Annotated in this window: 26 protein-coding genes and 1 riboswitch; of the genes, 25 read left to right on the top strand and 1 reads right to left on the bottom strand. The window is 72.6% G+C overall.

The features are described from left to right. Position 1 precedes the first annotated feature (1 nt). The 25 genes from rpoZ (at position 2) to AB0K28_RS06685 (ending at position 25,904) form a co-directional block, all read left to right on the top strand. Positions 2-271, top strand: a complete 270-nt coding sequence (rpoZ, locus tag AB0K28_RS06565; protein ID WP_043638590.1) for a DNA-directed RNA polymerase subunit omega — start codon at positions 2-4, stop codon at positions 269-271. A gap of 8 nt (positions 272-279) precedes the next feature. Next, positions 280-1,698: a bifunctional phosphopantothenoylcysteine decarboxylase/phosphopantothenate--cysteine ligase CoaBC gene (gene coaBC, locus AB0K28_RS06570; RefSeq protein ID WP_364365928.1), complete on the top strand. Its 1,419-nt coding sequence runs from the start codon at positions 280-282 to the stop codon at positions 1,696-1,698. A gap of 378 nt (positions 1,699-2,076) precedes the next feature. Beyond that, positions 2,077-2,439, top strand: coding sequence for a hypothetical protein (locus tag AB0K28_RS06575; protein WP_364365931.1), 363 nt, complete (start codon positions 2,077-2,079; stop codon positions 2,437-2,439). Between the two features lie 128 nt (positions 2,440-2,567). Then, on the top strand, positions 2,568-3,755 hold the full coding sequence (metK, locus tag AB0K28_RS06580; protein ID WP_345401234.1) for a methionine adenosyltransferase: 1,188 nt from the start codon (positions 2,568-2,570) through the stop codon (positions 3,753-3,755). A 238-nt stretch (positions 3,756-3,993) separates the two neighbouring features. Next, positions 3,994-6,153, top strand: a complete 2,160-nt coding sequence (locus tag AB0K28_RS06585; protein ID WP_364365935.1) for a primosomal protein N' — start codon at positions 3,994-3,996, stop codon at positions 6,151-6,153. 49 nt (positions 6,154-6,202) lie between these two features. Next, complete coding sequence (locus AB0K28_RS06590; protein ID WP_364365938.1) at positions 6,203-7,672, top strand: hypothetical protein; 1,470 nt, start codon at positions 6,203-6,205, stop codon at positions 7,670-7,672. Positions 7,673-7,709: 37 nt separating this feature from the next. Next, the gene (locus AB0K28_RS06595; RefSeq protein ID WP_364365941.1) at positions 7,710-9,053 is read left to right on the top strand and encodes a hypothetical protein; all 1,344 of its coding nucleotides are present in this window, start codon (positions 7,710-7,712) and stop codon (positions 9,051-9,053) included. Positions 9,054-9,108: 55 nt separating this feature from the next. Continuing rightward, a complete protein-coding gene (gene def, locus AB0K28_RS06600) occupies positions 9,109-9,657 on the top strand; it encodes a peptide deformylase (RefSeq protein ID WP_345401243.1) in 549 nt (182 codons plus the stop codon). Positions 9,658-9,661: 4 nt separating this feature from the next. Beyond that, a complete protein-coding gene (gene fmt / locus AB0K28_RS06605; protein ID WP_364365945.1) occupies positions 9,662-10,588 on the top strand; it encodes a methionyl-tRNA formyltransferase in 927 nt (308 codons plus the stop codon). Between the two features lie 186 nt (positions 10,589-10,774). Then, positions 10,775-12,268 (top strand): transcription antitermination factor NusB, encoded by a 1,494-nt coding sequence (locus AB0K28_RS06610; RefSeq protein ID WP_364365948.1) that lies wholly within the window; start codon positions 10,775-10,777, stop codon positions 12,266-12,268. A gap of 255 nt (positions 12,269-12,523) precedes the next feature. Next, positions 12,524-13,510, top strand: coding sequence for a phosphatase PAP2 family protein (locus AB0K28_RS06615; protein ID WP_364365951.1), 987 nt, complete (start codon positions 12,524-12,526; stop codon positions 13,508-13,510). A 124-nt stretch (positions 13,511-13,634) separates the two neighbouring features. Continuing rightward, positions 13,635-14,216 (top strand): IS607 family transposase, encoded by a 582-nt coding sequence (locus tag AB0K28_RS06620; protein WP_364365954.1) that lies wholly within the window; start codon positions 13,635-13,637, stop codon positions 14,214-14,216. Further along, complete coding sequence (locus AB0K28_RS06625) at positions 14,213-15,433, top strand: RNA-guided endonuclease TnpB family protein (RefSeq protein ID WP_364365957.1); 1,221 nt, start codon at positions 14,213-14,215, stop codon at positions 15,431-15,433. The genes AB0K28_RS06620 and AB0K28_RS06625 overlap by 4 nt, the downstream gene beginning before the upstream one ends. A gap of 140 nt (positions 15,434-15,573) precedes the next feature. Continuing rightward, entirely contained in the window at positions 15,574-16,236 is a 663-nt protein-coding gene (gene rpe / locus AB0K28_RS06630) for a ribulose-phosphate 3-epimerase (RefSeq protein ID WP_364365959.1), read from the top strand. 217 nt (positions 16,237-16,453) lie between these two features. Continuing rightward, positions 16,454-17,263, top strand: coding sequence for an oxygenase MpaB family protein (locus AB0K28_RS06635; protein WP_345401255.1), 810 nt, complete (start codon positions 16,454-16,456; stop codon positions 17,261-17,263). Positions 17,264-17,339: 76 nt separating this feature from the next. After that, a riboswitch (FMN riboswitch) is annotated at positions 17,340-17,470 on the top strand. 110 nt (positions 17,471-17,580) lie between these two features. Further along, entirely contained in the window at positions 17,581-18,753 is a 1,173-nt protein-coding gene (gene ribD / locus AB0K28_RS06640) for a bifunctional diaminohydroxyphosphoribosylaminopyrimidine deaminase/5-amino-6-(5-phosphoribosylamino)uracil reductase RibD (protein ID WP_364365963.1), read from the top strand. Beyond that, positions 18,754-19,341 (top strand): riboflavin synthase, encoded by a 588-nt coding sequence (locus AB0K28_RS06645; RefSeq protein ID WP_345401258.1) that lies wholly within the window; start codon positions 18,754-18,756, stop codon positions 19,339-19,341. It begins immediately after the preceding gene. Beyond that, the gene (locus AB0K28_RS06650) at positions 19,338-20,024 is read left to right on the top strand and encodes a nicotinamide mononucleotide transporter family protein (RefSeq protein WP_364365967.1); all 687 of its coding nucleotides are present in this window, start codon (positions 19,338-19,340) and stop codon (positions 20,022-20,024) included. Before AB0K28_RS06645 ends, AB0K28_RS06650 begins: the two co-directional genes overlap by 4 nt. Then, positions 20,021-21,238, top strand: a complete 1,218-nt coding sequence (locus tag AB0K28_RS06655) for a bifunctional 3,4-dihydroxy-2-butanone-4-phosphate synthase/GTP cyclohydrolase II (protein ID WP_364365970.1) — start codon at positions 20,021-20,023, stop codon at positions 21,236-21,238. Before AB0K28_RS06650 ends, AB0K28_RS06655 begins: the two co-directional genes overlap by 4 nt. Further along, complete coding sequence (gene ribH / locus AB0K28_RS06660) at positions 21,235-21,723, top strand: 6,7-dimethyl-8-ribityllumazine synthase (protein ID WP_364365973.1); 489 nt, start codon at positions 21,235-21,237, stop codon at positions 21,721-21,723. The genes AB0K28_RS06655 and ribH overlap by 4 nt, the downstream gene beginning before the upstream one ends. A gap of 10 nt (positions 21,724-21,733) precedes the next feature. Beyond that, a complete protein-coding gene (locus AB0K28_RS06665; RefSeq protein WP_364365976.1) occupies positions 21,734-22,189 on the top strand; it encodes a PH domain-containing protein in 456 nt (151 codons plus the stop codon). Between the two features lie 48 nt (positions 22,190-22,237). Next, a complete protein-coding gene (locus AB0K28_RS06670; protein WP_364365979.1) occupies positions 22,238-23,173 on the top strand; it encodes a MoxR family ATPase in 936 nt (311 codons plus the stop codon). Beyond that, on the top strand, positions 23,166-24,254 hold the full coding sequence (locus AB0K28_RS06675; protein ID WP_364365982.1) for a VWA domain-containing protein: 1,089 nt from the start codon (positions 23,166-23,168) through the stop codon (positions 24,252-24,254). The genes AB0K28_RS06670 and AB0K28_RS06675 overlap by 8 nt, the downstream gene beginning before the upstream one ends. Beyond that, the gene (locus AB0K28_RS06680; RefSeq protein ID WP_364365985.1) at positions 24,247-25,338 is read left to right on the top strand and encodes an XdhC/CoxI family protein; all 1,092 of its coding nucleotides are present in this window, start codon (positions 24,247-24,249) and stop codon (positions 25,336-25,338) included. The genes AB0K28_RS06675 and AB0K28_RS06680 overlap by 8 nt, the downstream gene beginning before the upstream one ends. Then, positions 25,335-25,904, top strand: a complete 570-nt coding sequence (locus AB0K28_RS06685; protein ID WP_364365988.1) for a nucleotidyltransferase family protein — start codon at positions 25,335-25,337, stop codon at positions 25,902-25,904. The genes AB0K28_RS06680 and AB0K28_RS06685 overlap by 4 nt, the downstream gene beginning before the upstream one ends. Here the strand turns inward: AB0K28_RS06685 and AB0K28_RS06690 are convergent. Further along, on the bottom strand, positions 25,901-26,788 hold the full coding sequence (locus AB0K28_RS06690) for an endonuclease/exonuclease/phosphatase family protein (protein ID WP_364365991.1): 888 nt from the start codon (positions 26,786-26,788) through the stop codon (positions 25,901-25,903). The genes AB0K28_RS06685 and AB0K28_RS06690 overlap by 4 nt on opposite strands. Positions 26,789-26,852 lie beyond the last annotated feature (64 nt).

A 26,852-nucleotide genomic window follows, 5' to 3' on the forward strand; every position in this document is an offset into this window, starting at 1 on the left:
CGTGGCAGGCACCACCCCGGCCGCGGAGGGCATCACCAACCCGCCGATCGACGCGCTGCTCGACATCGTCGACAGCAAATACTCCCTGGTGATCATGGGCGCCAAGCGCGCTCGCCAGATCAACGCCTACTACTCCCAGCTCGGCGAGGGCCTGCTGGAATACGTGGGTCCCCTGGTCGAGACGCACGCCCAGGAAAAGCCGCTGTCCATCGCGCTGCGTGAGGTCTCCGAGGGCCTGCTCAACGCCGAGCCCATCGAAGGCGCGGTCTGACCCCTTCGATGAAGGTCGTCCTGGGCGTCAGCGGCGGCATCGCCGCTTACAAGGCGTGTGAGCTGCTGCGCCTGTTCACCGAGTCGGGGCACGAGGTGCGGGTCGTGCCGACCCGCGAGGCCCTGAAGTTCGTGGGCGCGCCCACCTGGGCCGCCCTGTCGGGCAACCCGGTCTCGGCCGAGGTGTGGGACGACGTCCACGAGGTGCCCCACGTACGCATCGGCAAGGGCGCCGACCTCGTCGTGGTCGCGCCCGCCACCGCCGACGTGCTCGCCAAGGCTGCCCACGGGCTGGCCGGCGACCTCCTCACCAACACGCTGCTGACGGCCACCTGCCCGGTCGTGTTCGCGCCCGCGATGCACACCGAGATGTGGCAGCACCCCGCCACCCGCGCCAACGTCGCCACGTTGCGCTCACGGGGCGCCGTCGTGATCGACCCTGCCTCCGGGCGGCTCACCGGTGCCGACACCGGTCCCGGACGGCTGCCCGATCCCGACGAGATCTTCCAGGTCTGCCTGCGGGTCGCCAGGGGGCGGCCGCGCGACCTCGCAGGGCGCAAGGTCGTCGTCTCCGCCGGCGGCACCCGCGAGGCCATCGACCCGGTCCGCTACATCGGCAACCGCTCGTCGGGGCTGCAGGGCTACGCGCTGGCCCGCACCGCCGTCGCTCGGGGGGCCGAGGTGACGCTCGTGGCGGCCAACGTCTCGCTGCCCGACCCCGCAGGGGCCGCCGTCGTACGCGTGGAGTCGGCGGCCGAGCTGCGCGACGCGGTGCTTTCCGCGTCCGCCGACGCCGACGTGGTCGTGATGGCCGCCGCGGTCGCCGACTTCCGGCCCGCCGCGCGCCACGACACCAAGATCAAGAAGACGGACGGCGAACCCGAGGCCATCCACCTCGTCAAGAACCCCGACATCCTTGCGGAGCTGGGCGACCGCCGCCGCCAGAGCAGATCAGGCCCGCCCACCGCGACCGGGACGCCCGCTGGGGGTGGCTCGTCTGCCGCGTCCGGGACGCCTGCCGAGGGCGGCTCGTCTGTCGCGTCCGAGGCGTCCGGTGGGGGTGCGGTGCGTGAAGCGGTGCGGCCCTCGGATGGCGCGCCCTCCGAGCTGGCTGAGCTGGTCAGGGGCGACACGCCCGGGATCGGCGCGGGGCAGGAAAAAGCGGCCGGTCACCGTGCCGGGCCCCAGGTGATCGTCGGATTCGCCGCCGAGACCCACGACGTGCTCGCCAACGGGCAGGCCAAACTGGCCCGCAAGGGCTGCGATCTGCTGGTCGTCAACCAGGTCGGGGAGGGGCTGGCCTTCGGCACGGCCGACAACGCGGCCACGGTGCTGGTGGCCGGCGGAGAACCGGTCGAAGTGCCGTTCGGCCCCAAGGAAGACCTCGCCGACACCGTCTGGGACCTGGTCGCCACCCGCCTCTCCTGACCCGTGCGGGCCGGCGGTCGCCCCTGGCCTCTCCCGCCCTACAGGTCGGCGGTCGACCCGGCCCCTCCTGAACCCACCGGCCCTCGCCCTTCCGGGGCCGGTGATCGCCCTCTTGCCTCTGCTGCACCGCCTGCGGCCGCTGGGCTGGATGTGGGCGTGGCACGCTCTCGCAGACCTGACCTGACCTGACCTGACCTGACCTGACCGCCACCCGCCCTCGGCCTCCTGGGTCTGGTGAGGCTCGAGGGGCGGTGAAGAGCGCTGGGGGTAATGGGATGCGAGGGTTGTAGGGCGTACAAAGTGTGCAGATCCCACTACTCGATCACCTGTTGCAACACCCCCGCACGCCTGCGGATACTTGGGGCAAAGGGGGATGGAATGCCGGTGGGTTCCGCTGTTAGAGATCGTTGTAGGACGCTGCTGGGTGACCAAGGGGAGATTCATTACCTCTTCCCCGCCTTCTCCTCGGGGCCGGCGGGGACGGGGAACTTTCTGATCGTGGTCACGCGTGCGGCCATCTCCGTGCTGGCGACGAGGACGCTGAGGACCGACCGTCCCGTGTCGGTGTTCGCGGAGTTTCCGCGGCACACGAGGCTCGGCCCCATCCTGCCGGGCAACGCTCTCGAGCTCGGCTCGATGGTGTTCGAGTTTGATGAGGAGTACGCGGCGGTGATCGCGGCTGCGGACGCGGAGATCTTCGCGCCGGAGACGCTGCCGCCCGACCCTTTACCCGAACTGTGATGGGAGACAGATCGTGGACGGTTTCGCCGCAGGGCACCAGGTAGGGCTAGACTTCGGCGAGGCCCGGCCATGCCCATTGGTCCCGGGCCTCAAATCCGTCAGCAGCCGCTGCATGAGGAGCCACTGAGTTGTCACGTCGCCTGTTCACCTCCGAGTCGGTCACCGAGGGCCACCCGGACAAGATCGCCGACCAGATCAGTGACGCGATTCTCGACGCCATGCTCAAAGACGACCCCAAGAGCCGGGTCGCGGTCGAGACGATGATCACTACCGGCCAGGTCCACGTCGCAGGCGAGGTCACGACTGAGACCTACGTCGACATCCCCGGCGTCATCCGGGAGAAGATCCTGGAGATCGGCTACGACGCCTCCCACAAGGGCTTCGACGGCGCCTCGTGCGGCGTGTCGGTGTCCATCGGCGCGCAGTCGCCCGACATCGCCCAGGGCGTCGACGACGCCTACGAGCACCGGGTGGTCGGTGACGGCGACGAGCTCGACCGCCAGGGCGCCGGTGACCAGGGCCTCATGTTCGGTTTCGCCTGCCGCGAGACGCCCGAGCTGATGCCGCTGCCGATCACGCTGGCCCACCGGCTGGCCCAGCGCCTGTCCGAGGTGCGCAAGTCGGGCACGGTGCCCTACCTGCGCCCCGACGGCAAGACGCAGGTCACGATCGAGTACGACGGCGACACGCCGGTCCGTCTCGACACCGTGGTCGTCTCCACGCAGCACGCGGCGGAGATCGACCTCAAGGAGATGCTGACCCCCGACATCAAGGAGCACGTGGTCGACCCCGTGCTCGCCGACCTCGAGCTCGACACCGAGGGCTACCGCCTGCTGGTCAACCCGACCGGCCGCTTCGAGATCGGCGGCCCGATGGGCGACGCCGGGCTCACCGGCCGGAAAATCATCATCGACACCTACGGCGGCATGGCCCGCCACGGTGGCGGTGCGTTCTCCGGCAAGGACCCGTCCAAGGTCGACCGTTCCGCCGCCTACGCCATGCGGTGGGTGGCCAAGAACGTCGTGGCCGCCGGGCTGGCCGACCGGTGCGAGGTGCAGGTGGCGTACGCGATCGGCAAGGCTCAGCCGGTCGGCCTGTTCGTCGAGTGCTTCGGCACCGAGAAGCTGGCGGTGGAGAAGATCCAGGAGGCCGTGCTGCAGGTCTTCGACCTGCGTCCTGCCGCGATCATTCGCGACCTCGACCTGCTGCGCCCGATCTACTCCGAGACCGCCGCCTACGGGCACTTCGGCCGCGAGGGCTTCTCCTGGGAGTCCACCGACCGCGCCGAGGCCCTGAGGACCGCCGCCGGTCTCTGACCCGTCACCGGCCGGCGCCACGCCGCCGGCCGTTCGCTGCGAGCCGATCGGTGCCGCCCGCCTCTCTCACGTCGGGCGGCACCGCTCGGTGTTTTCCGTGCCGCCGAACAGCGAGGCGGCCCGCGCACGGCCGGGCACACGTCGTCGTGGCGAAGCCCCCGCGTGCGTCTCCGGTGTGCCGCGACGGGCCGGCGTTCCGGTGGGGTGGTCATGGCCGGGGGTCTGGTAGACGTTGTTCGTGACCGACTCCTCCGACGACGCCCTCCTGCCGCTCGAAGCCGTGCGGCCCCCGGCGTCCGAGAAGGACACCAGGGGAGCGGTGCTCCCCGCCCCCGAGAATCCCGTGGCCAGGGTGGTCGTCGACAGCCCGCTGCCGCACCTCGACCGGCCCTTCGACTACCTCGTCCCGGCCAAGCTGCACGAGACCGCGGAGCCCGGCGTGCGCGTGCGGGTGCGGTTCGCGGGCAAGCTCATCGACGGCTTCCTCCTTGAGCGTGTCCCCAAGAGCGACCACGAGGGCCGGCTCACCCCCCTCGAACGCGTCGTGTCGCCCGAGCGCGTCCTCACCCCCGAGATCGCCGGCCTGGCCAGAGCCGTGGCCGACCGGTACGCGGGCACCCTGACCGACGTGCTGCGCCTGGCCGTCCCGCCCCGGCACGCCAGGGCCGAAGGCGAGGAGCCCAAGCCCGTCCCGCCGCAGGAGCGCCCGCAGGCGCCCTCCCCGAGCGCCTGGGACGCGTACCCGGCAGGCCCCTCCTTCCTCGCCGCCCTGCGTGACGGCCGCGCACCGCGGGCCGTGTGGTCGGCGCTGCCCGGCGCCACCGGCTGGGCGGAGCCGATCGCCGAAGCCGTGCGGGCCACCCTCGACGGCGGCAGGGGAGCGGTCGTCGTGGTCCCCGACGGCAAGGACGTCGCGCTGGCCGACGCCGCGTTCCTGCGCCTGCTCGGCCCCAGCGCTCACGTGGCGCTCACCGCGGACCTCGGCCCCGCCGAGCGCTACCGCAGGTGGCTGCGGCTGCTCAGGGGCGAGGTACGCGCGGTGGTGGGCACCAGGGCGGCCATGTTCGCGCCGGTCGCCGAGCTGGGCCTGGTGGCGATCTGGGACGACGGCGACGACCTGCACGCCGAGCGGCTCGCCCCCTACCCGCACGCCCGCGAGGTGCTCGGGCTGCGCGCCCACCGGGCGAACGCGGGCCTGCTGATCGGCGGCTACGCGCGTACCGCCGAGGCCACCCAGCTCGTCGCGAGGGGCTGGGCCAGGCCGATCGTGGCGGCCCGTACGACGATCAGGAGCCTCGCCCCGCGCGTACGCCCGGCGGGCGAGGACGCCGAGCTGGCCAAGGACCAGGCCGCCCGGCAGGCCCGGCTGCCCAGCATCGCCTGGCGGGCCCTGCGCCACGGCCTGGACGGCGGCCCCGTGCTGGTGCAGGTGCCGAGGCGCGGCTACCTGCCCGCGCTGGCCTGCCGCCACTGCCGTGCCCCGGCCCGCTGCGTCCTGCCGCCTACCAGGAGCACCCAGGACGTCCCGCCGCACGGGCAGGGCACGTTCCCGGCGCAGCAGGCCGCGCCGCAGCTCGGCACCACCTTGCAGGAGACCGCTCGGCAGGCGGGTGAGGCGGCCGGGGGGCCGCGCTGCCACGGGCCGCTCGCGCTGCGCGGCGGGCACGCGGCCCCCTACTGCCGGTGGTGCGGCCGGGTCGACGCCGACTGGCGCTGCCCGTCCTGCGGCAGCCCCAGGCTGCGCGCGGTGGTCACCGGCGCCAGGCGGACCGCGGAGGAGCTGGGCAGGGCGTTCCCCTCCGTGCAGGTGCGCACGTCGGGCAGGGACGGGGTGCTGGCCACGGTGCCCGCCGCCCGCGCCCTGGTCGTCGCCACCCCCGGGGCGGAGCCGGTGGCGGAGGGGGGCTACACGGCCGCGGTGCTGCTGGACGGCTGGGCCCTGCTCGGGCGGGCCGACCTGCGGGCGGGGGAGGAGACCGTGCGCCGCTGGATGAACGCCGCCGCGCTGCTGCGTCCCGGGGCCGAGCTGGTGGTGCTGGGCGACGCGGCGCTGCCGGCCGTACAGGCGCTGCTGCGCTGGGACCCGGTCACCCACGCCGAGCGCGAGCTGGCCGACCGGGCCGAGCTGGGGTTCCCGCCGGCGGTACGGATGGCCACGCTCACCGGCCCGGCCAGCGCGGTCAGGCAGATGATCGACGAGGCCCGCCTGCCCTCCGACGCCCAGGTGCTCGGCCCCGTACCGGTCGATGACGACGGGCAGGAACGCGCCATGATCAGGGTGCCCAGGGCGGGCGGCGCGGCGCTGTCGGCCGCGCTCAAGGGCGCCAGCGGCGTACGCGCGGCGCGCAAGACGCCGGATGTCGTGAGGGTGAGTGTCGACCCCCTCGACCTGATTTAGCCCGTTTCCCCGATTCGCTCATCCGTTGGCCAGCCGTTAGCGTGCCCATGTGTCGATCGAATGGGTGAACCAGGCCATCGACGACCTGCGTGCTTGGGGGCGCACGCGGGACGTCGAAGTGGACGCGGACGAGGTCCGCCTGCTCTGCGACTACGCCAGCGACTACCTCAACGTCAACGAACTTCGCGACTTCACTCCCGAGACCTTCGACGAGCTGCTGCTGTCCATCTATCCCCGCAAGGTCATCGCTCCGCCCGAGAGCGCGCCCGAGACCGTCGCCGCCGCCCGCACGCTCGTCGACTACCTCAGCGAGGCCGGTCAGGTGAGCGCCGAGACGGCAGCGGCCATGCGTTCCAGGCTCGACGACATCGAGCCCCGCATGCCGGAGGCGCTCGCCGATCCGGCGAACTTCGGCATGGCCAAGAGCCTGTTCAGCTCCATCGGCCCAGAGTCGCTCGAACAGTCGATCGCCATCCCGTCCGGCGAGCTGCCCGACCTCGGCGAGGCGCCCTGCGACTGCCCGGCCTGCACGCCGCTGCCCGCCGTCCGCCTCGCCGAGCCCGAGGAGCTGCGGGCCGCGCTGCCCGCCGTCCCCATGCTGGCCGAGCAGCCGCTGACCGGCGACGGCGACCCGCTGGCCGCGTGGGCCCGGCGCGTGGCCGACCTGCTCGACCACGACACAGGCGGCGCCGTCACCGGCTCTCCCGAGCTCGACGAGGGCCTCTACGACCTGTTCGACATGCTCTACCGGCTGCAGACCCGGGTGCCCGTCACGGTGATCGGCGACTACCTCGACGAGATCGCCGGCGACCGCGCGATCGACCTGCCCGCCGTGCTCGACCGGCTGGAGTGGACGGGCCTGCTGCGCGTCACCGGCGACACCGCCGAGCTGACCCCGGTGGCTGTCTGGGCGCTGCGCGAGCACTACCTTTCGGTCGGCGTCGAGGCGCCCGAGGCTCCCGACCTGGCCGAGGCCGACGCACTCGGGCTCATCGAAGGGCTGCTCGAAGGCGTGCCCACCGAGCTGGCCGAGGCCGACATCGACCGCTGGCTGGCGGGGCGGGTGCCGGTCGAGGCCGCCGGCGAGCTGCTGGCCGCCGCGTCGGGCGCGCCCGCCGTGGCGCGCGGCATCGCCATCACCATCGTCGACCGGCTCGGCCCCGAGGCCGAGCCCGCCGTCCGCGGCTACCTGGAGCACCAGGAGCTGCGCCCGCACGCCATCCACTGGCTGGCGGCCCGTAAGCTCTCCGCGCCGCCCCTCACGCAGGACGAGCTGCTGTGGGTCAGCGTCGACATGCTGGCCCTCGCCATGCCGGCCGCCGAGGCCGATCCGGAGATCTTCGCCGAGAACATGGCCGCCTCGGGCCCGCCCGCCCATCTGATCGAGGAGATGTGGCGGGTCGACCACCCCGACGTGGTCGAAGTGCTGGAGCTGCTCGGACGCTCCATCCCCGACGGCACGGTCGCCAAGGCGGCGCGCAAGGCCGCGTTCAAGGCCCGGTCCCGAGCCATCCGTTGAGTACGCTCATGTGACCGGTGTGCAGTAAGTTTCGTGGGTGGCAAACAACGTCTTCGACCTCGCCGAGCTGCGCAAGCTGATCGATGAGCAGGCCGCCGTGCCTCCACGGCCCCCTGAGGAGACCCCGGAGGAGCGCGAGGCCCTGACGTTCCCGCCGGTCCTGCCGGCGCCGGACGCCGAGCTGGCCGCGGCGGTGCCCACGGTGCCGCTGGTGGCCGACGCCATCCGGCTGACCACCTGGACGGACACCCGCAAGGTCGGCGCCGACGGCCACCTGAGCGCGGCCGACGCCGCCGCGGCCGCCGCCCACCTCGGCGTCCCGCTCACGCGCCTGCGCCTCATCTGGGTCGTCGCCGTCAACACCGGCCTGCTGCAGATCCTCGGCGGCCAGGCCACCCGCGGCCCGCTGTCGATGCAGCTGACGGTCGAGGCCACGCTGGAGTTCTGGGACGGCGTGGTCATGGACGTCCTCGACCGCGCCGACGACGGCCTGACCGGTTCCGCCGTGGTCGACGGCCACCTGGCCGAGATGCTCGCCACCATCTACTCCGTACGCTCGGGTGTCGCCACCGCCAACCTGGCCCGCGGCATCCTGCAGTCGCACGAGGTCGCCTGCGCGCCCGGCCCCGCCGAGATGCGCAAGATCGCCGCCGCGCTGCCGGCCGAGCTGCTGGAGGCGCTTTCGCTGCTGGCGTACTGCGGGCTGGTCGAGCAGACGCCCGCGGGGCGCACCGCGCTGACCCCGCTCGGGGTGTGGGCCATCCGCCGTGACCTGCTGCGCGAGGGCCACGACGCGCCGACCACCGCCGAGGTCGAGGTGTTCGCCGACCTGTCGGCCGCCGAACTCGTCGAGGCGCTGGTCAAGGGCAGCGCCACCCAGAGCGCGGTGGCCGGGTGGCTGGAGCGCCGCTCGCCCGAGTCCGCGGCCCGCGACCTCATCGAGATCGCCGCGTCCGGCACCGCAGGGCAGCGCGGCGCCGTCGGGGCCATCATGGAGGAGCTGGGGCCCGAGGCTGAGGCACCCGTCAGGCAGGCGCTCGACCACCCGCTCACGCGCCGCTACGCCGCCTCCTGGCTGCACATCCGCGACCTGCCCGCGCCCGCGCTCAGCTCTGAGGACCACACCTGGATCGCCGTCGACTCCCTGGCGGCCCTCATGCACCTGTCCAGCCCCGCCGCCGGCCGCCTCGACCCGCCGGAGCCCGGCGAAGACCTCCTCAAGCTGATCGGCGAGATGCCCGCCGTCGGCCACCCCGACACCGTCGCCGTGCTCGACATGCTCGCCGCCGCCCACGACGACCCCGCCGTGGTCAAGGCGGCGCGCAAGGCCGCGCTGAAGGCCAGGACGCTGGAGCACGCCAGGACGCACGGCCCCCGGTGACGCCCGCACCTGCACTAAACTGGGCTGATCCACGCATGAGAACGGAGTGACCCCCTTGGCGATCCAGCCCATCCGGCTGTTCGGAGATCCGGTGCTGCGCACCCCGGCGGCCCCGGTCGTCGACTTCGACAAGGAGCTGCGCAAGCTGGTCAAAGACCTGACCGACACGATGATGGACGCCCCGGGCGCCGGTCTCGCCGCCCCTCAGATCGGCGTGGGCCTGCGGGTGTTCACCTACTACGTGGACGAGCAGCTCGGCCACCTCATCAACCCCGACCTCGACCTGTCGTCCGACCTCGACGAGGAGGGCGAGGAGGGCTGCCTGTCCTTCCCCGGCCTGTCGTTCCCCACCCCGCGCGCGGTGCGCGCCGTGGCCAAGGGCTTCGACATGCACGGCGAGCCCGTCACGCTCGAGGGCACCGACATGATGGCGCGCTGCTTCCAGCACGAGACCGACCATCTCGACGGCATCCTGTTCATCGACCGCATGGACCCCAAGCAGCGCAAGCTCGCGATGAAGGCCGTGCGCGAGGCCGAGTGGAGCGGGCTGGCCGCACCGGTGGTCAGGTTCTCGCCCCACGCCACCGGCGGAAAGGCACTCTGACAGCATGCGTCTGGTCTTCGCGGGCACACCCGAGACGGCACTGCCGTCCCTGCGCACCCTGATCGACTCGCCACGGCACGACGTCGTCGCGGTCGTCACCCGTCCCGACGCGCAGTCCGGCCGGGGGCGCAAGGTCCACCCCTCCCCGGTCGCCGAGCTCGCGGAGGAGGCCGGCATCGAGGTGCTGCGCCCGCAGAAGGCCGGCGACCCCGCCTTCCTCGACCAGTTGCGCTCGTACGAGCCCGACTGCTGTCCCGTCGTCGCCTACGGCGCGCTGCTGCCGCAGAGCGCCCTCGACGTGCCGAAGCACGGCTGGGTCAACCTGCACTTCTCGATCCTGCCCGCCTGGCGCGGCGCGGCGCCCGTCCAGCACGCGATCCTGCACGGCGACGAGATCGGCGGGGCCAGCACGTTCCAGATCGTCAAGGAGCTCGACGCCGGGCCCGTCTACGGCGTCGTCACCGAGGAGATCCGCACCACCGACACCAGCGGCGCGCTGCTGGAGCGGCTGTCGGTCTCCGGGGCGGGGCTGCTCGCCGCCACCCTCGACGGCATCGAGGACGGCACGCTCGAGCCGCGCCCCCAGCCCGCCGACGGCGTGACCGTCGCCCCCAAGATCACCGTGACCGACGCCCGCGTCGACTGGGCCAAGCCCGCCATGCACGTCGACCGGCTGATCCGCGCCTGCACGCCCAACCCGGGCGCGTGGACCGAGTTCCGCGGCCAGCGGATCAAGCTCGGCCCCGTGCGCCACGCGCCCGGCGAGAAACTCGCCCCCGGAGAGCTGGCCGCCACCAAGGCGCGCGTGCTCGTCGGCACCGCCACCGGCGCGGTCGAGCTGAGCGAGGTGCAGCCGCAGGGCAAGCGGCTGATGGGGGCGGGGGAGTGGGCCCGCGGGGCGCGCCTCGAGGGCAAGGAGACCTTTCAGTGACAGCGGCCTGGACCGGCGCTTCCCACGGCCCTTCGGCCTGGGCCGGCGGGTCTCGCGGCCCTTCGGCCGTCCGGGTGGGCGGCGGTCGCTTGGGTGCGGGCGGTGGCCGGACGCGTTGTTTCCGACGGGGTTGTCGACAGGGTTTCTACGGGGTGCTGTGCCGGGCGTGAGTGAGGGTTCGTGGGCATGAAGACCAGGGGGCATCAGGGGTCCGGCGGCGGTAACCGGGCGCGCGGGCCACGCCGGCCGACGCGTGATCCCGCCCGTAACGCCGCCTACGACGTCGTACGCGCGGTGGACGAGCGCGACGCGTACGCCAACCTGCTGCTGCCACGCCTGCTGCGCGACCGGGGCATCAAGGGGCGCGACGCCGCACTCGCCACCGAGCTGGCCTACGGCACGCTGCGCGGGCTCGGCACCTACGACGCGATCATCGAGATGTGCAGCGACCGGGCGCCCGATCCCGACGTACGCGACGCCCTGCGCATCGGCGCCCACCAGCTCCTGCGCATGCGCGTGCCGCCGCACGCCGCCGTCGGCACCACCGTCGACCTCGTACGTCTGCGCATCGGCGCCGGTGCGGCCAAGTTCGTCAACGCGGTGCTGCGCAAGATCGGCTCCAGGACGCTCGACGAATGGCTGCCCATCGTCGCGCCCGACCCGGCCGACGACCCGGTGGGCCATCTCGCCATCGCCTACGGCCACCCCCGGTGGATCGTCTCCGCCTTCCGCGACGCCCTCGGCGCGCCCGACGAGATGCCCGACCTGCTCGACGCCGACAACGCTCGCCCGCTGGTGACCCTGGTCGCCAGGCCGGGGCGTTCGTCGGCCGAGGAGCTCGAAGACGTGGGCGCCCTGCCGGGCCGCTACTCGCCGTACGCGGCCTACCTGCGCGAAGGCGACCCCGGCGGCATCGACGCGGTCGCCGAGACGCGCGCCGCCGTCCAGGACGAAGCCAGCCAGCTCGTCGCCCTGGCCCTGACCCGGGTGCCCGTCGAGGGCGACGGGGACGAGCTGTGGCTCGACATGTGCGCCGGCCCGGGCGGCAAGGCGGGCCTGCTCGACGCCATCGCCGTCCACGGCGACCTGGCCGGCCTCGCCGAGGAAGCGCGCACACCGGGCGCGTCCTCGTCCGGAGAGCCGCTCACCTCGTCACGGGGAGGGGCGGCCTTTCCCGGTGGGGCTCGGGTGCTGGCCGCCGACGTACAGCAGCACCGGGCGCGGCTGGTCTGGGAGACCACCAAGGACGCCTCGGTGATCACCGCCGACGGCACCGAACCCGCGTGGCGGCCCGGCGTGTTCGACAGGGTGATGCTCGACGCGCCGTGCACGGGGCTCGGGGCGTTGCGGCGGCGTCCCGAGGCACGGTGGCGGCGCGACGCCGCCGGCGTCGCCGAGCTGGGCAAGCTCCAGCGGCGCCTGCTCGGCACCGCGCTCGACGCCGTGCGTCCCGGTGGTGTGGTGGCGTACGTGACGTGCTCGCCGCACCTCGCCGAGACCCGCGTCGTGGTCGGCGACCTGCTGGCGCGCCGCGACGACGTCGAGCAACTCGACGCCCGCGACTACCTGCCCGAGGTCGAGGGCCTCGGCGACGGCCCGCACGCCCAGTTCTGGCCCCACAGACACGGCACCGACGCCATGTTCCTGGCCCTATTGCGCAAAAAGCCCCGGCCGTCCTGAACGCCCGCCCGGGCCGGCGCGGCTGCTCGGACTGAACGCCCGCTCGGGTTTGGATGTCTGCTCGGGTGTGTGGGTTCGCCTGGCCCTGGGCGGCCGCTGGGCCTGGACGGTCGCTCGGACCTGCGCGTTCGTCCGCGTTTGAACGTCTGCCACGTGTTGCTGGGTGAGGGCGGGGCAGGGGGTGGGGCGGGCGGATACGGGGGGTGTGGGGAGTTGTGTGGCGGTGGGGGGTGGAGGTGTGGTCCGATCGGCGGCGTGGACTTTCTGGACGATCTTCATAGGGCGGAGCTCGGGCCGATCGCCTGGCTTCAGGGCTGGCCGGATGTCGTCAGGCCGGTGATGGAGCTGGTGTCGGTGTTCGGCACCAACACGTTCTTCCTGCTCGTCCTGCCGGTTCTGTACTGGTGTGTCAATCCGGCGCTGGCGTTGCGGCTCGGGTTCACGGTGATGGTGGCTGCGGGGACCAACGCCATCGGGAAGCTGGCGTTGCATCAGCCGCGGCCTTACTGGATCGACCCCGGAATCCGGGCGTTCTCCGTTGAGGAGAGCTTCGGGTTGCCTTCTGGGCATGCTCAGGTCGGCAGCGCGGGGATGGGGCGGCTGGCGGTGGCGGTCGGGCGGCCGTGGGCGTGGTGGGTGGCGGTGGTGACCATGGCGCTCGTGTGCTTGAGCCGGGTCTATCTGGGGGTCCACTTCATCTCCGACGTCGTGGTGGGGGTGGCGCTCGGGGTCGTGGTGCTGGTGGTCGTGCTGCGGGTGGAGCGGCCGGCGACGCTCTGGTGGCGGCGGCAGGCACTGTGGGTGCAGCTGTGCGCCTCCGTGGCGGCGTCGGGGGTGCTGCTGGGGGTGGCGGCGCTGGCCAGTGCGCCGTACGGGGACTGGGCCGTGCCCGCGGGCTGGAGCGCGGCCGGGATGGTCGATCCCGAGAGCCTGGACACCGTCGTCGTGATGTCAGGGGTGCTGCTGGGGACGCTGGCGGGCACGTCGGTGATGTACCGGATCGGGTGGTTCGATGCGGGCGGGCCGCTCGGACTGCGGGCCGCACGGTGGGTGCTGGGCACGGTGGTGGCGGTCGCCATCTGGTACGCCGAACGCGAAGTGCTGCCCGAGAGCGGGGCCTCCACCTTCGTGGCGTTCGCGGTGCTGGCGCTGTGGGTGCAGCTCGGGGCGCCGGTGCTGTTCATCCGGCTGGGGCTGATGGAGCCGGCGGCCACCGCCGAGCCAGCGGTGAGTCCGCGGTGAGCCCGCGGTGAGCCAGCGGTGAGCGCTGGGGCCCCGAGCGGCGAGGGCGGTGGGCACGGGCGGGGTTGTTAACTGCCGTCGTAATCATCGGTTATTTTGAGCGTTCATTTGCGATCATTGGTTTGTGAAGCTTTCCGAGTGGGCGCGGCGGAATGGCGTGCACTACCAGACCGCCTGGCAGTGGGCACGAGACGGGAAGATGCCGGTCCCGGTCACCAAGACCGCGACCGGCCGGTACCTGGTGCTCGAGCAAGCGCCCGAACGGGACGGCCGGACGGTCGCGTACCGCCGGGTCTCGAGCGCCGACCAGAAGACGGACCTCGAGCGGCAAGCGGGGAGGGTCGTCACAGCCACCGGGATGGGATTGTCCGTCACCGACGTGGTAAGCGAAGTCGACTCCGGCCTGGACGGCGGACGGCCGGAGCCGGCCCGTCTGCTGCGCGACCCGCAGGTCACCACGATCGTGGTCGAGCACCGCGACTGGCTTACCGGGTTCGGTCTCGAGCATCTGTCGGCCGTGCTTGAGGCGAGCGGGCGGCGCATCGTCGTGATCGACGACGCTGAAGCCGATGACGCTGAAGTTTGTGACGATCTGGTGCGGGATATGACCGAGGTCCTCACCTCGTTCTGCGCCCGTCTGTACGGGCGGCGTTCGGCATCGCGCCGCGCGAAGGCGGCTCTGCGCGCGGCGCGGGAGGCGGCATGACCGACCGACAGGGATTCCGCGTGGAGCTGGCTCCGACGCTCGAGCAGCGAGCCCGGCTCGGCCGGCATGCGGGGCTGTCGCGGGTGGTGGAGAATTTCTGTCTCGAGAAGGTGAAGGCCGCGCTTGAGCAGCGCGAAGCCGAGAAGACCTACGGCATCCCGGACGCGGATCTGACACCCGTCCCGTGGTCGGCTCCCGCGCTCGAGAGGTTGTGGCGTCTGGAGCATCGCGACCGCTTCCCGTGGTTCAGCGGGGAGGGCTTGTCCTCCAGGGTGCCGAAGGAGGCGTGCCGGGTCCGGGCGGCCGGGTTCAGGAACTTCTTCGACTCCAGATCTGGCAGGCGAAAGGGTCGGAAGGTCGGCTTCCCGGGCTGGCGCAAGCGCAAGCACGGCTCGAGGTTCCGCTACGACGCCGACCGCGCCAGGCCTGAGGCTGCCCGGTGGGTGCGCATGCCTGGCGTGGGCAAGGTACGCACGCGCGAGGACATGTCGTGGCTGATGGGCCGCATCGCGGACGGGTGTGCCCGAGTCATCGGGGCCACCATCCGTGAGCAGGCGGGCCGTTGGTGGGTGTCGTTCCAGCTCGAGATCGACCGGACCAACATCAACGAACGCCGTACGGTCTCGGCAGAGGCGCCGGCGTGCGGGATCGACGTCGGGATCAAGACGTTCGCCACCATCGTGGACGACGACGGCACCGTGACCGAGGTGCAGGCCCCGAAGCCGCTCAAGGCCGCGCTCCGCAAGGTGCGTAAGGCGGGTAAGGCTGTCTCGAGAAAACGGCTCGGCTCGAGTAACCGGGCCAAGGCCGTCAAGCGGCTGGCCCGCGTCCATCTCGAGGTGGCCCATCGGCGGGCGGACTTCCTGCACAAGACGACGACGATACTCGCGAGATCCAAGCGGGCCATCGCCGTCGAAACGCTGAACGTGTCCGGCATGGTCGCCAACCGGCGACTCTCCCGTGCCATCTCCGATCTCGGGTTCGGAGAGTTCTTCCGGCAGCTCGAGTACAAGACCCGCTGGTACGGTTCGGGCGTGTGGGCGGCCGACCGCTGGTTTGCGTCCTCGAGACTCTGCGGCGGCTGCCAAGCCATCAACCGGAAGTTGACCCTTGCCGATCGGGCGTGGACGTGCGGATGCGGACGCGAGCACGACCGTGACGTCAACGCCGCCCGCAACCTGCTCCAGGCCATGACGCTCGAGCAGAGCGCGGCCTAGCTCCACGTCGCCGGGCAGTTCCCCGGAGACGCTAAACGCCCGTGGAGGCGATGTAAGACCTCGAGCAATGAGGCAGACGCCAGCGAAGCAGGCAAGAGAATCCCTGAGGTCCTCCGAACGGTCACTAGACTTGGGGCATCATGGCCGTACAGATCTCGCCCAGCATCCTCGCCGCAGACTTCGCCAGGCTCGCCGATGAGGCCGCCGCCGTCCCCAACGCCGACTGGCTGCACGTCGACGTGATGGACTACCACTTCGTGCCCAACCTGACCCTTGGGCTGCCCGTGGTCGAGGCGCTGCGCAAGGCGACCGACACACCGCTCGACTGTCACCTCATGATCGCCGATCCCGACCGCTGGGCGCCGCAGTACGCCGAGGCGGGGGCGGGCAGCGTGACCATCCACGCAGAGGCGGCCAAGGCGCCCATCCGGACCTTCAGGGAGATCCGGTCCCTGGGGGCCCGCGCGGGGCTGGCGCTCAACCCGGCGACGCCCGTCGAGCCGTACGAAGATCTGCTCGCCGAGATCGACATGCTGCTGCTGATGACCGTCGAGCCGGGGTTCGGCGGGCAGAAGTTCCTCGACGTGGTGCTGCCGAAGGTGCGGCGGGCCCGTGAGCTGGTCACCCGGTACGGCGGCCGGGTCTGGCTGCAGGTCGACGGCGGTGTCGACGCCGACACCATCGGCCGGTGCGCCGAGGCGGGCGCCGACGTGTTCGTGGCGGGCAGCGCCGTCTACGGTGCCTCCGACCCGGTGGCCGCCATCGACGAGCTCCGCGCCGCCGCCGACCGCGCCACCTCCTGAACCCGCTTCTTCTTGCGCCGGTCGTGCGGTCTTCGAGGAGCGCGGCCGACCTCGCTGACCGCAAGGGCTCCTGAGGGGGGCGCAGCCCCGGAGACCGCGGGGGCGATTCCCGCCGCCATCCGCGGCGACCCCGCCTCGGCGGTGCGGTGGGGTCGGGCCTGTGGTCGTTCATCGTGAAGTGACATGAAATGTCTGTCACCTGGGTAATTCTTCACTTATGAGCGACTATGGGATCTTCGGGCCCCGCTCGGTGACGTGGCGGGTGATGGGGGAGCCGATCCTGCTCGTGGGCGGGATCCGGGCGCTGCTCATGCAGGGGCTGCATCCCAGGGCGATGCGCGGGGTGCTGCAGAACTCCGCGCTCATGGACCCGAACGAGGCCTGGTCCCGGTTCGTCAGGACGACCGAGTTCGTCCGCGTGCGTACGTACGGGACGCACGCGGAGGTCGAGCGGGCCGGTCGCCGGGTGCGGAAGATCCACGCCAGCCTGACCGCCCACGACCCGGACACCGGCGAGACCTACCGCCTCGACGAGCCCGACGCGCTGCGCTGGGTGCACGTGGGCGAGGTCGACTCGTACCTGTCGGTGGCCCGCAGGGCGGGGGTGCGGCTGTCGGACGAGGACGCGGACGCGTTCGTGGCGGAGTGGCGGCGCGCCGCCGAGGTGGTGGGGCTGGCCGGGGACGAGGTGCCGGGGTCGGTGGCGGAGCTGCGCGACTACATCGAGGCCGAGCGCCCGCGGCTGCGGTTCGTGCCCGAGGCGTCCCATCCGCTGCGCATGTCGCTGAACGCCCCGCTCCCGCTGCTGCTCACGCCGCTCAAGCCGGCGCTGCCCGCGCTGACCCTGCTGTCGTTCGCCACCCTGCCGCGCTGGGCCAGGCGCCTGTACGGGCTGCCCGCCACGCCGGTCGGCGACCTGTGGGCGACGGCGACGCTGCGTACCCTGCACACCGGGATCGGCCTGGTCCCGGGGCACGTCCTGCACAGCCCGGCGGCGCGCAGGGCCCGCCGCATGATGGCCGCCTGAACGAGCGCTTGCTCAAAAGATGAGGGGCGGTCGCGTGCTTTGCGAAGGACGTGGCAGACTGGTGGCGAAAGAGAGCTAGCGTGCTCCGGGGTCGGTGAAAGTCCGAACCGGCGGTGACAGTCCGCGACCCGGCCGATGCCATCGGCCGGTTGACCCGGTGAAATTCCGGGACCGACGGTTAAAGTCCGGATGGGAGGAAGCGCGCGAGGTGTCCGGTGTCCCAGCCGGGCGCCTGCCGTGACGTATGGCATACGTCTCGGCGAAAGATCCCCCGGGGCCCGCCGTGGCTTGGAGCTACTGGCGAGTAGGAGACCCGGGTGGAGATACCCGAGCAAGACGCCGCGCACATGGCGCGCGCCGTCGAACTGGCCGGTCGTGGACACGGCAGCACCACCCCCAACCCCGTCGTCGGCTGCGTCGTGCTCGACGCCGCGGGGCAGGTCGCCGGCGAGGGCTTCCATGCGTACGCGGGCGGCCCGCACGCCGAGGTCGTCGCCCTGGCGCAGGCGGGAGAGCGAGCGCGGGGCGGCACCGCGTACGTGACGCTGGAGCCCTGCGACCACACCGGCCGCACCGGGCCGTGCAGCCTGGCGCTGCTGGAGGCGGGCGTGGCCCGCGTCGTGATCGCGGTCCCCGACCCCAACCCCAAGGCTGCGGGCGGCGCCGCGCGGCTGCGCGCCCACGGCGTGGCCGTCACCTCAGGGGTGCTGGCCGAGGCCGCCGAGCGGGCCAACGAGGAGTGGCTGACCTTCGTCCGGCTCGGGCGCTCCCACGTCACGTGGAAGTTCGCCGCCACGCTGGACGGCAGGTCGGCCGCCGAGGACGGCACCAGCCAATGGATCACCTCGCCCGAGGCGCGGGCCGACGTGCACCGCCTGCGGGCCGCCTCCGACGCGGTCATGGCCGGCATCGGCACGGTGCTGGCCGACGACCCCCAGCTGACGGCCCGCCCGGCCGGCGCGGCAGGTTCGAGCGGCGCGGCAGGTCCGAGGGGTGCGGCAGGTCCTGGCGGTGCGGCCGGCCCGAGCGGTGTCCAGAAGGGGCCGCTCCGGGTGGTCGTGGATCCGGACGCGCGCACGCCCGCGTCGGCGCGGGTCCTCGACGACCGGGCCCCCACGCTGATCGCGGTGGCCGACGACGTGGACACCGGCCTCAAGGCCGACCTGCTGCGCCTGCCCCGCCACGACGCGGGGCTCGACCTGCGGGCCCTGCTCAAGGAGCTGGCCGCGCGGCAGGTGGTGAGCGTGTTCCTGGAGGGCGGTCCCGCGCTGGCCGGGTCGTTCGTCCGCGAGGGGCTGGTGGACCGCGTGGTGGCGTACGTGGCGCCCGCGCTGCTCGGCTCGGGAAGGGCCGCGCTGGGCACGGCGGGGGTGGGCACGATCGGCGAGCTCCACCGCCTGACATTTGACGAAATTTCCGTAATCGGGCCGGACGTGCGGCTGATCGCCAGGCCCGTCCCCACCCACCGGCAACCAGGCGAGGAGCGCTAGATGTTCACCGGAATCATCGAGGAAAAGGGCGAAGTGACGGCCATCGACCAGGCGGGCGGCGGCGCGCTGCTGTCGGTGCGCGGCCCGCTGGTCACCTCCGACGCGGGGCACGGCGACTCCATCGCGGTCAACGGCGTCTGCCTGACCGTGGTCGAGGTCAAGGACGACGTGTTCACCGTGGACGTGATCAGGGAGTCGCTCGACCGCAGCTCCCTGGGCGGCCTGAAAGAGGGCTCGGCGGTGAACCTGGAACGCGCCGTACGCGCCGACCAGCGCCTCGGCGGCCACATCGTGCAGGGCCACGTGGACGGCACCGCCGTGCTGCTGTCCCGCGAGCCCGGCGAGAGCTGGGACGACCTGCGCTTCACGCTGCCGCCCGCGCTCAGCCCGTACGTCGCGGAGAAGGGCTCGATCGCGATCGACGGAATCAGCCTGACGGTCACCACGGTTGACGACGAAAGCTTCGGCGTGAGCCTGATCCCGACCACGCTCAAGCTGACGACCATGGGCGAGCGCCAGGTGGGTGACGTGGTGAACATCGAGGTCGACGTGATCGCGAAGTATGTGGAGAGGCTGGTGGGCAAGTGAGCTGGGCCGAGGCCGGATTCGAGATATTCGGCACGCATGTGTTGTGGACCGACCTGGTGGGCAACATCGCAGCCCTGGCCACGGTCGTGCTGGCGATGCGCAAGTCGATGTGGACGTGGCCGGTGCAGTTCGCCGGGGCGGTGCTGCTGCTGATCGCCTCGATCAGCGCCCACGTCACCGGCAACGCGCTGAAGCAGGTGCTGTTCGCCGGCCTGGCGATCTACGGGTGGTACGCCTGGCGGCGCGGCACCCAGGACGGCAGGCGGCTGGCGATCAGGCAGGGCGCATGGTGGGAGCGGCTGCTGCTGGTCGTCATCGCGGTGGTGGGCACCATCGCGGTCGCGGTGGTGTTCTGGGTGACGGGCCTGTCGTGGGGCGCGCACGTGCCGCTGCCGGAGGGCGCGGTCCTGGTGGCCGCCGACGCCTACATCTTCGTCGGCAGCGCGCTCGCGACCTGGGCGCAGGGCCGGGCACTGGTGGACTTCTGGATCGTGTGGCTGGCGGTCGACCTGGTCGGGGTGCCGCTGGCGTTCAGCTCGGGGCTGGTGGTCTCGGGCGCCGTCTACGGCGTGTTCTTCGTTCTGGTGGTGGTCGGGTTCGTCAAGTGGCTGCGGGAGTCTCGATCCGCGCCGCTGAGCGTGCCGGTGACCGGGGGAGCGGCCCCCGAGGGAGTGGCCCGATGAGTGACATCAAGCTCGACCCGATCGAGCGCGCGATCGACGACATCCGCAACGGCAAGCCGGTGGTCGTCGTGGACGACGAGAGCCGCGAGAACGAGGGCGACCTCATCTTCGCCGCCTCGAAGGCCACGCCCGAGCTGTGCACGTTCACGATCAGGCACACCAGCGGCATGATCTGCGTGGCCATGGAGGGCAAGGAGCTCGACAGGCTGGGCCTGCCGCTCATGGTCTTCCACAACAAGGAGCGCATGCGCACGGCGTACACGATCACCGTGGACGCCCGCGACGGCGTCACCACCGGCATCTCGGCGGCCGACCGGGCCAGGACCATCCGCACGCTCGCCGACTCGGCCACCGAGCCGGACGAGCTCGTGCGGCCCGGCCACGTCTTCCCGCTGCGCTACCACGAGGGCGGGGTGCTGGCCAGGCGCGGCCACACCGAGGCGGCGGTCGACCTCGCCAGGCTGGCCGGGCTGTCGCCGGCCGGGGCGCTGGCCGAGGTGGTCAACGACGACGGCACCATGGCCAGGCTGCCCGAGCTGCGCCGCTTCGCCGACGAGCACGACCTCGCGCTGGTCTCCATCGAGCAGCTCGTCGATCATCGGCGGCGGGCCGAGAGCATGGTCACCAGGGTCGCCGAGACGCGGCTGCCCAACGCGTACGGGATGTGGCGGGCCTACGGCTACGCCAGCGCCCTCGACGGCGGCGAGCACGTCGCGCTCGTCTACGGCGACCTGACCGGCGGCGAGAACATCCTGGTCAGGGCCCACTCCGAGTGCCTGACGGGCGACGTGTTCGGCTCGCTGCGCTGCGACTGCGGCGTGCAGCTCGACAACGCCATGGCGGCCATCGCCCGCGAGGGCCGCGGTGTGGTCGTCTACCTGCGCGGGCACGAAGGCAGGGGGATCGGGCTGCTGGCCAAGCTCAAGGCGTACAGCCTGCAGGACAACGGCAGCGACACCGTCGACGCCAACGTCGAGCTGGGGCTGCCGGTCGACGCGCGGGAGTTCTCCAACGCCGGCCAGATCCTGGCCGACCTCGGGGTCAAGTCCGTCCGGCTGCTCACCAACAACCCGGCGAAGCTCAAGGGCATGGACGGCTACGGCATCAAGGTCGTCGGCAGGGAGCCGATGCCGGTGGCGATGAACCCGTACAACGAGCGTTATCTCACGGCCAAGCGCGAACGGCTCGGCCACGACATCTCGGAGGCGTCATGAGCGGGGAAGGACGGCCGGTCGCGAGCGCGCCGGACGCGGCGGGGCTGACGGTCGGCGTGGTGGCGGCGAGCTGGCACGCCGCGATCACCGACCAGCTCGTGGCGCGGGCGCTGCGGGCGTGCGACGACAGCGGCGCCGGCGCGACCGTGGTACGGGTGCCGGGGTCGCTGGAGATCCCGGTGGTCGCCCAGGCGCTGGCACGGCAGTGCGACGCGGTGGTGGCCCTGGGCGCGGTCATCCGCGGGGAGACCGCCCATTTCGACTACGTCTGCGACTCGGTGACGTCCGGACTGACGCGGATCTCGCTGGATGAGGGGACGCCGATCGGCAACGGCGTGCTCACCTGCGAGTCGATGGAGCAGGCGATCGACCGCTCCGGCCTGCCCGGCAGCAAAGAGGACAAGGGGTACGAGTCGGCCGTCGCCGCCCTCGAGACCGCCCTGCTGCTGCGCCGGCTCCGCGTCCCCGAGGCCGGGCTGCGATAGGTTTCCCTTCGTGTCAGAGCCCGTATCCCCTCCGCCCCTGCCCGTCACCTGGCGTCCGCGCCGGGCCCGCGTCGTCGCCTACGGCTTCGCCGCGCTGATCGTGGTGGGGGCGGTGGTGATGGCGGTGCTCATCGCGCCGCCGTTCCAGATCGCCGACCGGGTGGCGATCGTGGCGTTCGGGTGCGCGGTGGCGTACGTGCTGCACCTGCTCGGCCGGGTCAGGGTCGAGGCCGACGACGAGGGCGTCACGATCGTCAACGCCGTCCGCACCCACCGCTACACCTGGCCCGAGGTCCTGGAGGTGACGCTGCTGGTGGGCGACCCCTGGCCGCGCATCGACTTCTCCGACGGGCGCACGATCGGGGCGATGGGCATCCAGGGCTCCGAGAAGGCGCGCGCCCGCCAGGCCACCGCCGAGCTGGAGGCCCTGATCAAAGAGCGTGGCGAGGCGCGCGAGTCGCAATGATCCGCGCCGGCCATCGCCTGGAGCGCGGTGGCGACGTAGCCTGAAGGCGTGCTGCGGCGGACAATCAGGGCAACGGACATCGAGTCGCCCGACGAGCTGATCGAGCTCCTCGACCGGCACTCCTACCTGGCCGACGAAGGGCTGGCCACGGCCGCCTTCCTGGCCCTGCGCATGGGCCGGCCGCTGTTCCTCGAAGGCGAGGCGGGGGTCGGCAAGACCGAGCTGGCCAAGACGCTGGCCGCGCTGCTGGACGCGCCGCTCATCAGGCTGCAGTGCTACGAGGGGCTGGACGCCGCCCAGGCGCTGTACGACTGGGACTTCGCCCGCCAGCTCCTCCACCTCAAGGCCGCCGAGGCCGCCGGCATCGCCGACGTGGGCCGGCTGGAGGGCGAGATCTACGACCGGCGCTTCCTCATCGCCAGGCCGCTGCTGAAGGCCATCGAGACGCAGCCGAGCGTGCTGCTGGTGGACGAGATCGACCGGGCCGACGACGAGTTCGAGGCGTTCCTGCTCGAGGTGCTCTCCGACTTCACGATCTCGATCCCCGAGCTGGGCACGGTGAAGGCCGCGACCCCGCCGGTGGTCGTGGTGACCTCCAACAGGACGCGCGAGGTGCACGACGCGCTCAAGCGGCGCTGCCTCTACCACTGGCTCGAACATCCCGGCTTCGAGCGCGAGGTCGCGATCCTGCGGCGCCGCCTGCCCGCCTGCACCGAGACGCTGGCCGCCCAGGTCGCCCGCGCGGCCGGCCGGCTGCGGCAGGCGGACCTGGTCAAACCGCCGGGCGTGGCCGAGACGCTCGACTGGACCGAGGCGCTGCTGACGCTCGGCGCCGAGGAGCTCGACCCCGGACGGGCCGCCGCCACGCTGGGCGCGGCGCTGAAATACCGGGAGGACGTCGCGGCGGTGCTGGGCAACGGGCTGCTGGACAAGGTACTGCCGGACAAGGTGCGGCCGGACAAGGTGCGGCCGGGCCATGAGTGAGCTGGTCGCCACCATGACGGGGTTCGCCAGGACGCTGCGCGCCGCGGGCGTCGCGGCCGACCACGAACGCACCCAGAACCTGCTCGGAGCCCTCGGCCACCTCGACGTGACCGACCCCGCCGAGGTCTACTGGGCCGGGCGGCTGACGTTGTGCGCGGGGCCCGACGACCTGCCCCGCTACGACCGCTGCTTCGCCGCGTACTTCGGGGGCCACAAGGCCGCGCTCACCCGTACGGCGACCGCGACCGTCACCCGCCACCTGGCCGAGCACGATGGCGACGAGGGCGGCGACGGCGAGGACGGCGAGGACGACGGCACCACCGCGCCCGCCGCCGCCAGCAGGGCCGAGGTGCTGCGGCACCGCGACGTGGCCCGGCTGAGCGAGGCAGAGCGGGCCGAGGTGCACCGCATGCTCGCCCTGCTGAGCCACGGCCGGGCCAGGCGCCGCTCACGCCGGTTCGAGCCCGCCCGCAGGGGGAGCCTCGACCAGCGCCGCACCGTCCGCGACGCGCTCAGGAAGGGCGACGTGGCCAGGCTCCGCCGCCGCAGGCACAGCACCAGGCCGCGCCAGGTCGTGCTGTTCGTGGACGTCAGCGGCTCGATGGCCCCGTACGCCGAGACGCTGCTGCGCTTCGCCCACGCGCTGGTCAGGACCGAGCCGAGGGCCACCAGGGTCTTCTCGGTCGGCACCAGGCTCACCCCGATCACCGCCGAGCTGCGCCACCGAGACCCCGGGACGGCGCTCAACGAGGTGTCCAAGGTGATCCCCGACTGGAGCGGCGGCACCCGGCTCGGTGCGGAACTGAAGGAGTTCCTCGGCCGTTACAGCGCCAGGGGCGCGATCGCGGTGATCGCCTCCGACGGGTGGGAGCGTGGCGACCCCGCGTTGCTGGGCACCCAGATGGGCCGGCTCGCCCGGCAGGCGCGCCGGGTGATCTGGGTCAACCCGCACAAGGGGTACGACGACTACCAGCCGCTCACGGGCGGCATGCGGGCCGCACTGCCCCACCTCGACGACCTGGTGGCCGGGCACAGCCTGGCCGCGTACGAGCGACTCAGCGAAAGGCTCGCCCATGCGTGACGTGCTGCCGGAGATCATGAAGTGGTGGCGGTCGGGGCTCAAGTTCGGACTGGCCACCGTGGTGGGCACCTGGAGCAGCGCACCACGGCAGCCCGGCGCGGCCATGGCGGTGCGCGGCGACGAGGTGGTCGGCAGCGTCTCGGGCGGCTGCGTGGAGGGCGCGGTCTTCGAGCTGGCAGCCGAGGCCGACGCGCCCCTGCTGCAGCGGTACGGCGTCAGCGACGACGACGCCTTCGCCGTCGGCCTCACCTGCGGCGGCATCATCGACATCCTCGTCGAGCCGGTCTCGATCGAGACCTTCCCCGAGCTGGGCGAGATCGCGGCGGCGGTGGAGGAGCACCGCCCGGTCGCCGTGGCCACCATCGTCTCGGGGCCTGGCCAGGTCGGCGCCCGCCGGATCATCTGGCCCGACCACGCCACCGGCAGCCTCGGCCTGGAGCGCCTCGACGCGGCCGTGGACGACGACGCCCGCGGCATGCTCGCCCAGGGCCTGACCGGCCTGCGGCACTACGGCGGTCAGGGGGAGCGGCGGCTGGACGACCTCGCGGTGTTCGTGCAGTCGTTCGCGCCGCCGCCGCGGATGCTCGTGTTCGGGGCGATCGACTTCGCCGCCGCCGTCGCCAGGGTGGGCAAGTTCCTCGGCTACCACGTCACCGTGTGCGACGCCCGGCCGGTCTTCGCCACCGCCAAGCGCTTCCCCGACGCCGACGAGGTCGTGGTCAAGTGGCCGCACGACTACCTCGCCTCGGTGCAGGTGGACGAGCGTACGGTGATCTGCGTGCTGACCCACGACCCCAAGTTCGACGTGCCGCTGCTGGAGGTGGCGCTGCGCACGAACGCGGGCTACATCGGCGCCATGGGCTCGCGCCGCACCCACGACGACCGCATGGCGCGGCTGCGCGAGTCGGGGCTCACCGAGGACGAGCTGGCCAGGCTGCGTTCGCCCATCGGGCTCGACCTCGGCGCCCGCACCCCCGAGGAGACCGCGGTGTCGATCGCCGCCGAGCTGATCCAGCTGCGCTGGGGCGGCTCCGGCCGGCCGCTGACCACCACGGAGGGCCGCATCCACCACGAGACGCCGTGAGGGACGCGCGGGTGGCCGGGCTGCTGCTGGCCGCGGGCGAGGGGTCGCGGCTCGGGCGGCCGAAGGCGCTGGTCGAGTACGCCGGTGAGCGGCTCGTCGATCGCGGCGTGCGGCTGCTGGCCGAGGGCGGCTGCCATCCCGTCGTGGTCGTGCTGGGCGCGGCCACGGTGCAGGTGCGGGGCGCGGTGACCGTGCGCAACCCCGACTGGGCGAGCGGCATGGGCTCCTCGCTGCGCGCCGGGCTGGCCGCGCTGCCCGCGCAGGCGGAGGCGGTGGTGGTGGCGCTGGTGGACCAGCCGCTGATCGGGCCCGGCGCGGTGCGCGCGCTGATCGGCTCGGGGGCGGGGCTGGCGGTCGCCACGTACGGCGGGCGGCGCCGCAACCCGGTGCTGATCGCCCGTACGCACTTCGCCGGGGTGGCGGAGCTGGCCGTGGGCGACGTGGGGGCGCGGGCGTACCTGAAGGCTCATCCCGAGCTGGTCACCGAGGTGCCGTGCGACGGGCACGGCGACCCGTCCGACATCGACACGCCCGCCGACCTCGACCGGCTGCTGCCCCGCTCCTAGAAGCGCAGGGAGGCGATCGCGGCGCGGTGGTCGCTGCCCGTGGCGGGCGCCACGCCCGCCTCGGTCGCCGTCATGCCGCGGTGGAGGATGTGGTCGGGCCTGGTGATCGGGAACTCGGCCGGCCAGGTGAACCCGAACCCGTCGCCCGCCTCGCTCTGCGCGTCGGTCAGCGGCGGCGTCAGGCCGCTCATGCCGCGGTCGGTGGTGGCGGTGTTGAGGTCGCCGAGCAGCAGGATGCGCTTGCTCGGGTCGGCGTCGACGAGCTCGCGCGCCCTGGCCAGCGAGACGTCGCGCGAGGTGGTGTGTCCCGGCCTGGCCGAGGCGAGGTGCATGACGTAGACGGTGACCTTGCCCTTGGGGGTGGTGACGACCGCCCGCAGGGCGCGCGGCCAGCCCATGCCGACGTCGAGCGGCTTGGTCTCGCTGAGCGGGTAGCGGCTCCACAGCCCGACCGTGCTGACCGCGTAGTGGTGTTTGAACATCTTGTTGAGCTGCTTGGCCGCCGGGCCGCCCCTGGTCAGCTCCTGTGCGGCCAGCAGGTCGAGGTCCTTGGCGATGGCGCGTACGGCCTCGCCCGACGCGTTGTTGGTCACCCCCACGTTGACGGTGCCCACGGCCAGGTCGCTCGGACCGCCAGGCGGGGTGCGCAGCAGCGTGGAGCCGAACATGGCGGCCCAGATCAGGCCGGGCAGCAGCGCGGCGGCCACCGCGCCGGTCGAGCGGGCGACGGCGGCGAAGGCCAGCAGCAGCGGCACCGCGAGGCCCATCCACGGCAGCAGGCTCTCCAGGACGGGGGTGAACCCACCCAGCGCCGGGATCAGCCGATGGCCCGCCAGGGCCGCGGAAACCACGACGGAGACGACGATGACGACCCGCTTCAGCACCTGATCCAGGCTAGCCGCTCCTGCCCGGCGCACCGGCGCGATAGCATGGTGCCGTCTCAACAGA

This window comes from Nonomuraea sp. NPDC049504, from assembly GCF_040676845.1.
Taxonomy (GTDB): domain Bacteria; phylum Actinomycetota; class Actinomycetes; order Streptosporangiales; family Streptosporangiaceae; genus Nonomuraea; species Nonomuraea salmonea.

What these genes read in the sequence shown, in the direction of transcription:
- coaBC (WP_364365928.1), top strand. Translation starts at nt 280, where the DNA reads ATGAAGGTCGTCCTGGGCGTCAGCGGCGGCATCGCCGCTTACAAGGCG.
- AB0K28_RS06575 (WP_364365931.1), top strand. Translation starts at nt 2,077, where the DNA reads ATGCCGGTGGGTTCCGCTGTTAGAGATCGTTGTAGGACGCTGCTGGGT.
- fmt (WP_364365945.1), top strand. Translation starts at nt 9,662, where the DNA reads ATGCGTCTGGTCTTCGCGGGCACACCCGAGACGGCACTGCCGTCCCTG.
- AB0K28_RS06610 (WP_364365948.1), top strand. Translation starts at nt 10,775, where the DNA reads ATGAAGACCAGGGGGCATCAGGGGTCCGGCGGCGGTAACCGGGCGCGC.
- AB0K28_RS06625 (WP_364365957.1), top strand. Translation starts at nt 14,213, where the DNA reads ATGACCGACCGACAGGGATTCCGCGTGGAGCTGGCTCCGACGCTCGAG.
- rpe (WP_364365959.1), top strand. Translation starts at nt 15,574, where the DNA reads ATGGCCGTACAGATCTCGCCCAGCATCCTCGCCGCAGACTTCGCCAGG.
- AB0K28_RS06635 (WP_345401255.1), top strand. Translation starts at nt 16,454, where the DNA reads ATGAGCGACTATGGGATCTTCGGGCCCCGCTCGGTGACGTGGCGGGTG.
- AB0K28_RS06645 (WP_345401258.1), top strand. Translation starts at nt 18,754, where the DNA reads ATGTTCACCGGAATCATCGAGGAAAAGGGCGAAGTGACGGCCATCGAC.
- AB0K28_RS06655 (WP_364365970.1), top strand. Translation starts at nt 20,021, where the DNA reads ATGAGTGACATCAAGCTCGACCCGATCGAGCGCGCGATCGACGACATC.
- ribH (WP_364365973.1), top strand. Translation starts at nt 21,235, where the DNA reads ATGAGCGGGGAAGGACGGCCGGTCGCGAGCGCGCCGGACGCGGCGGGG.
- AB0K28_RS06675 (WP_364365982.1), top strand. Translation starts at nt 23,166, where the DNA reads ATGAGTGAGCTGGTCGCCACCATGACGGGGTTCGCCAGGACGCTGCGC.
- AB0K28_RS06680 (WP_364365985.1), top strand. Translation starts at nt 24,247, where the DNA reads ATGCGTGACGTGCTGCCGGAGATCATGAAGTGGTGGCGGTCGGGGCTC.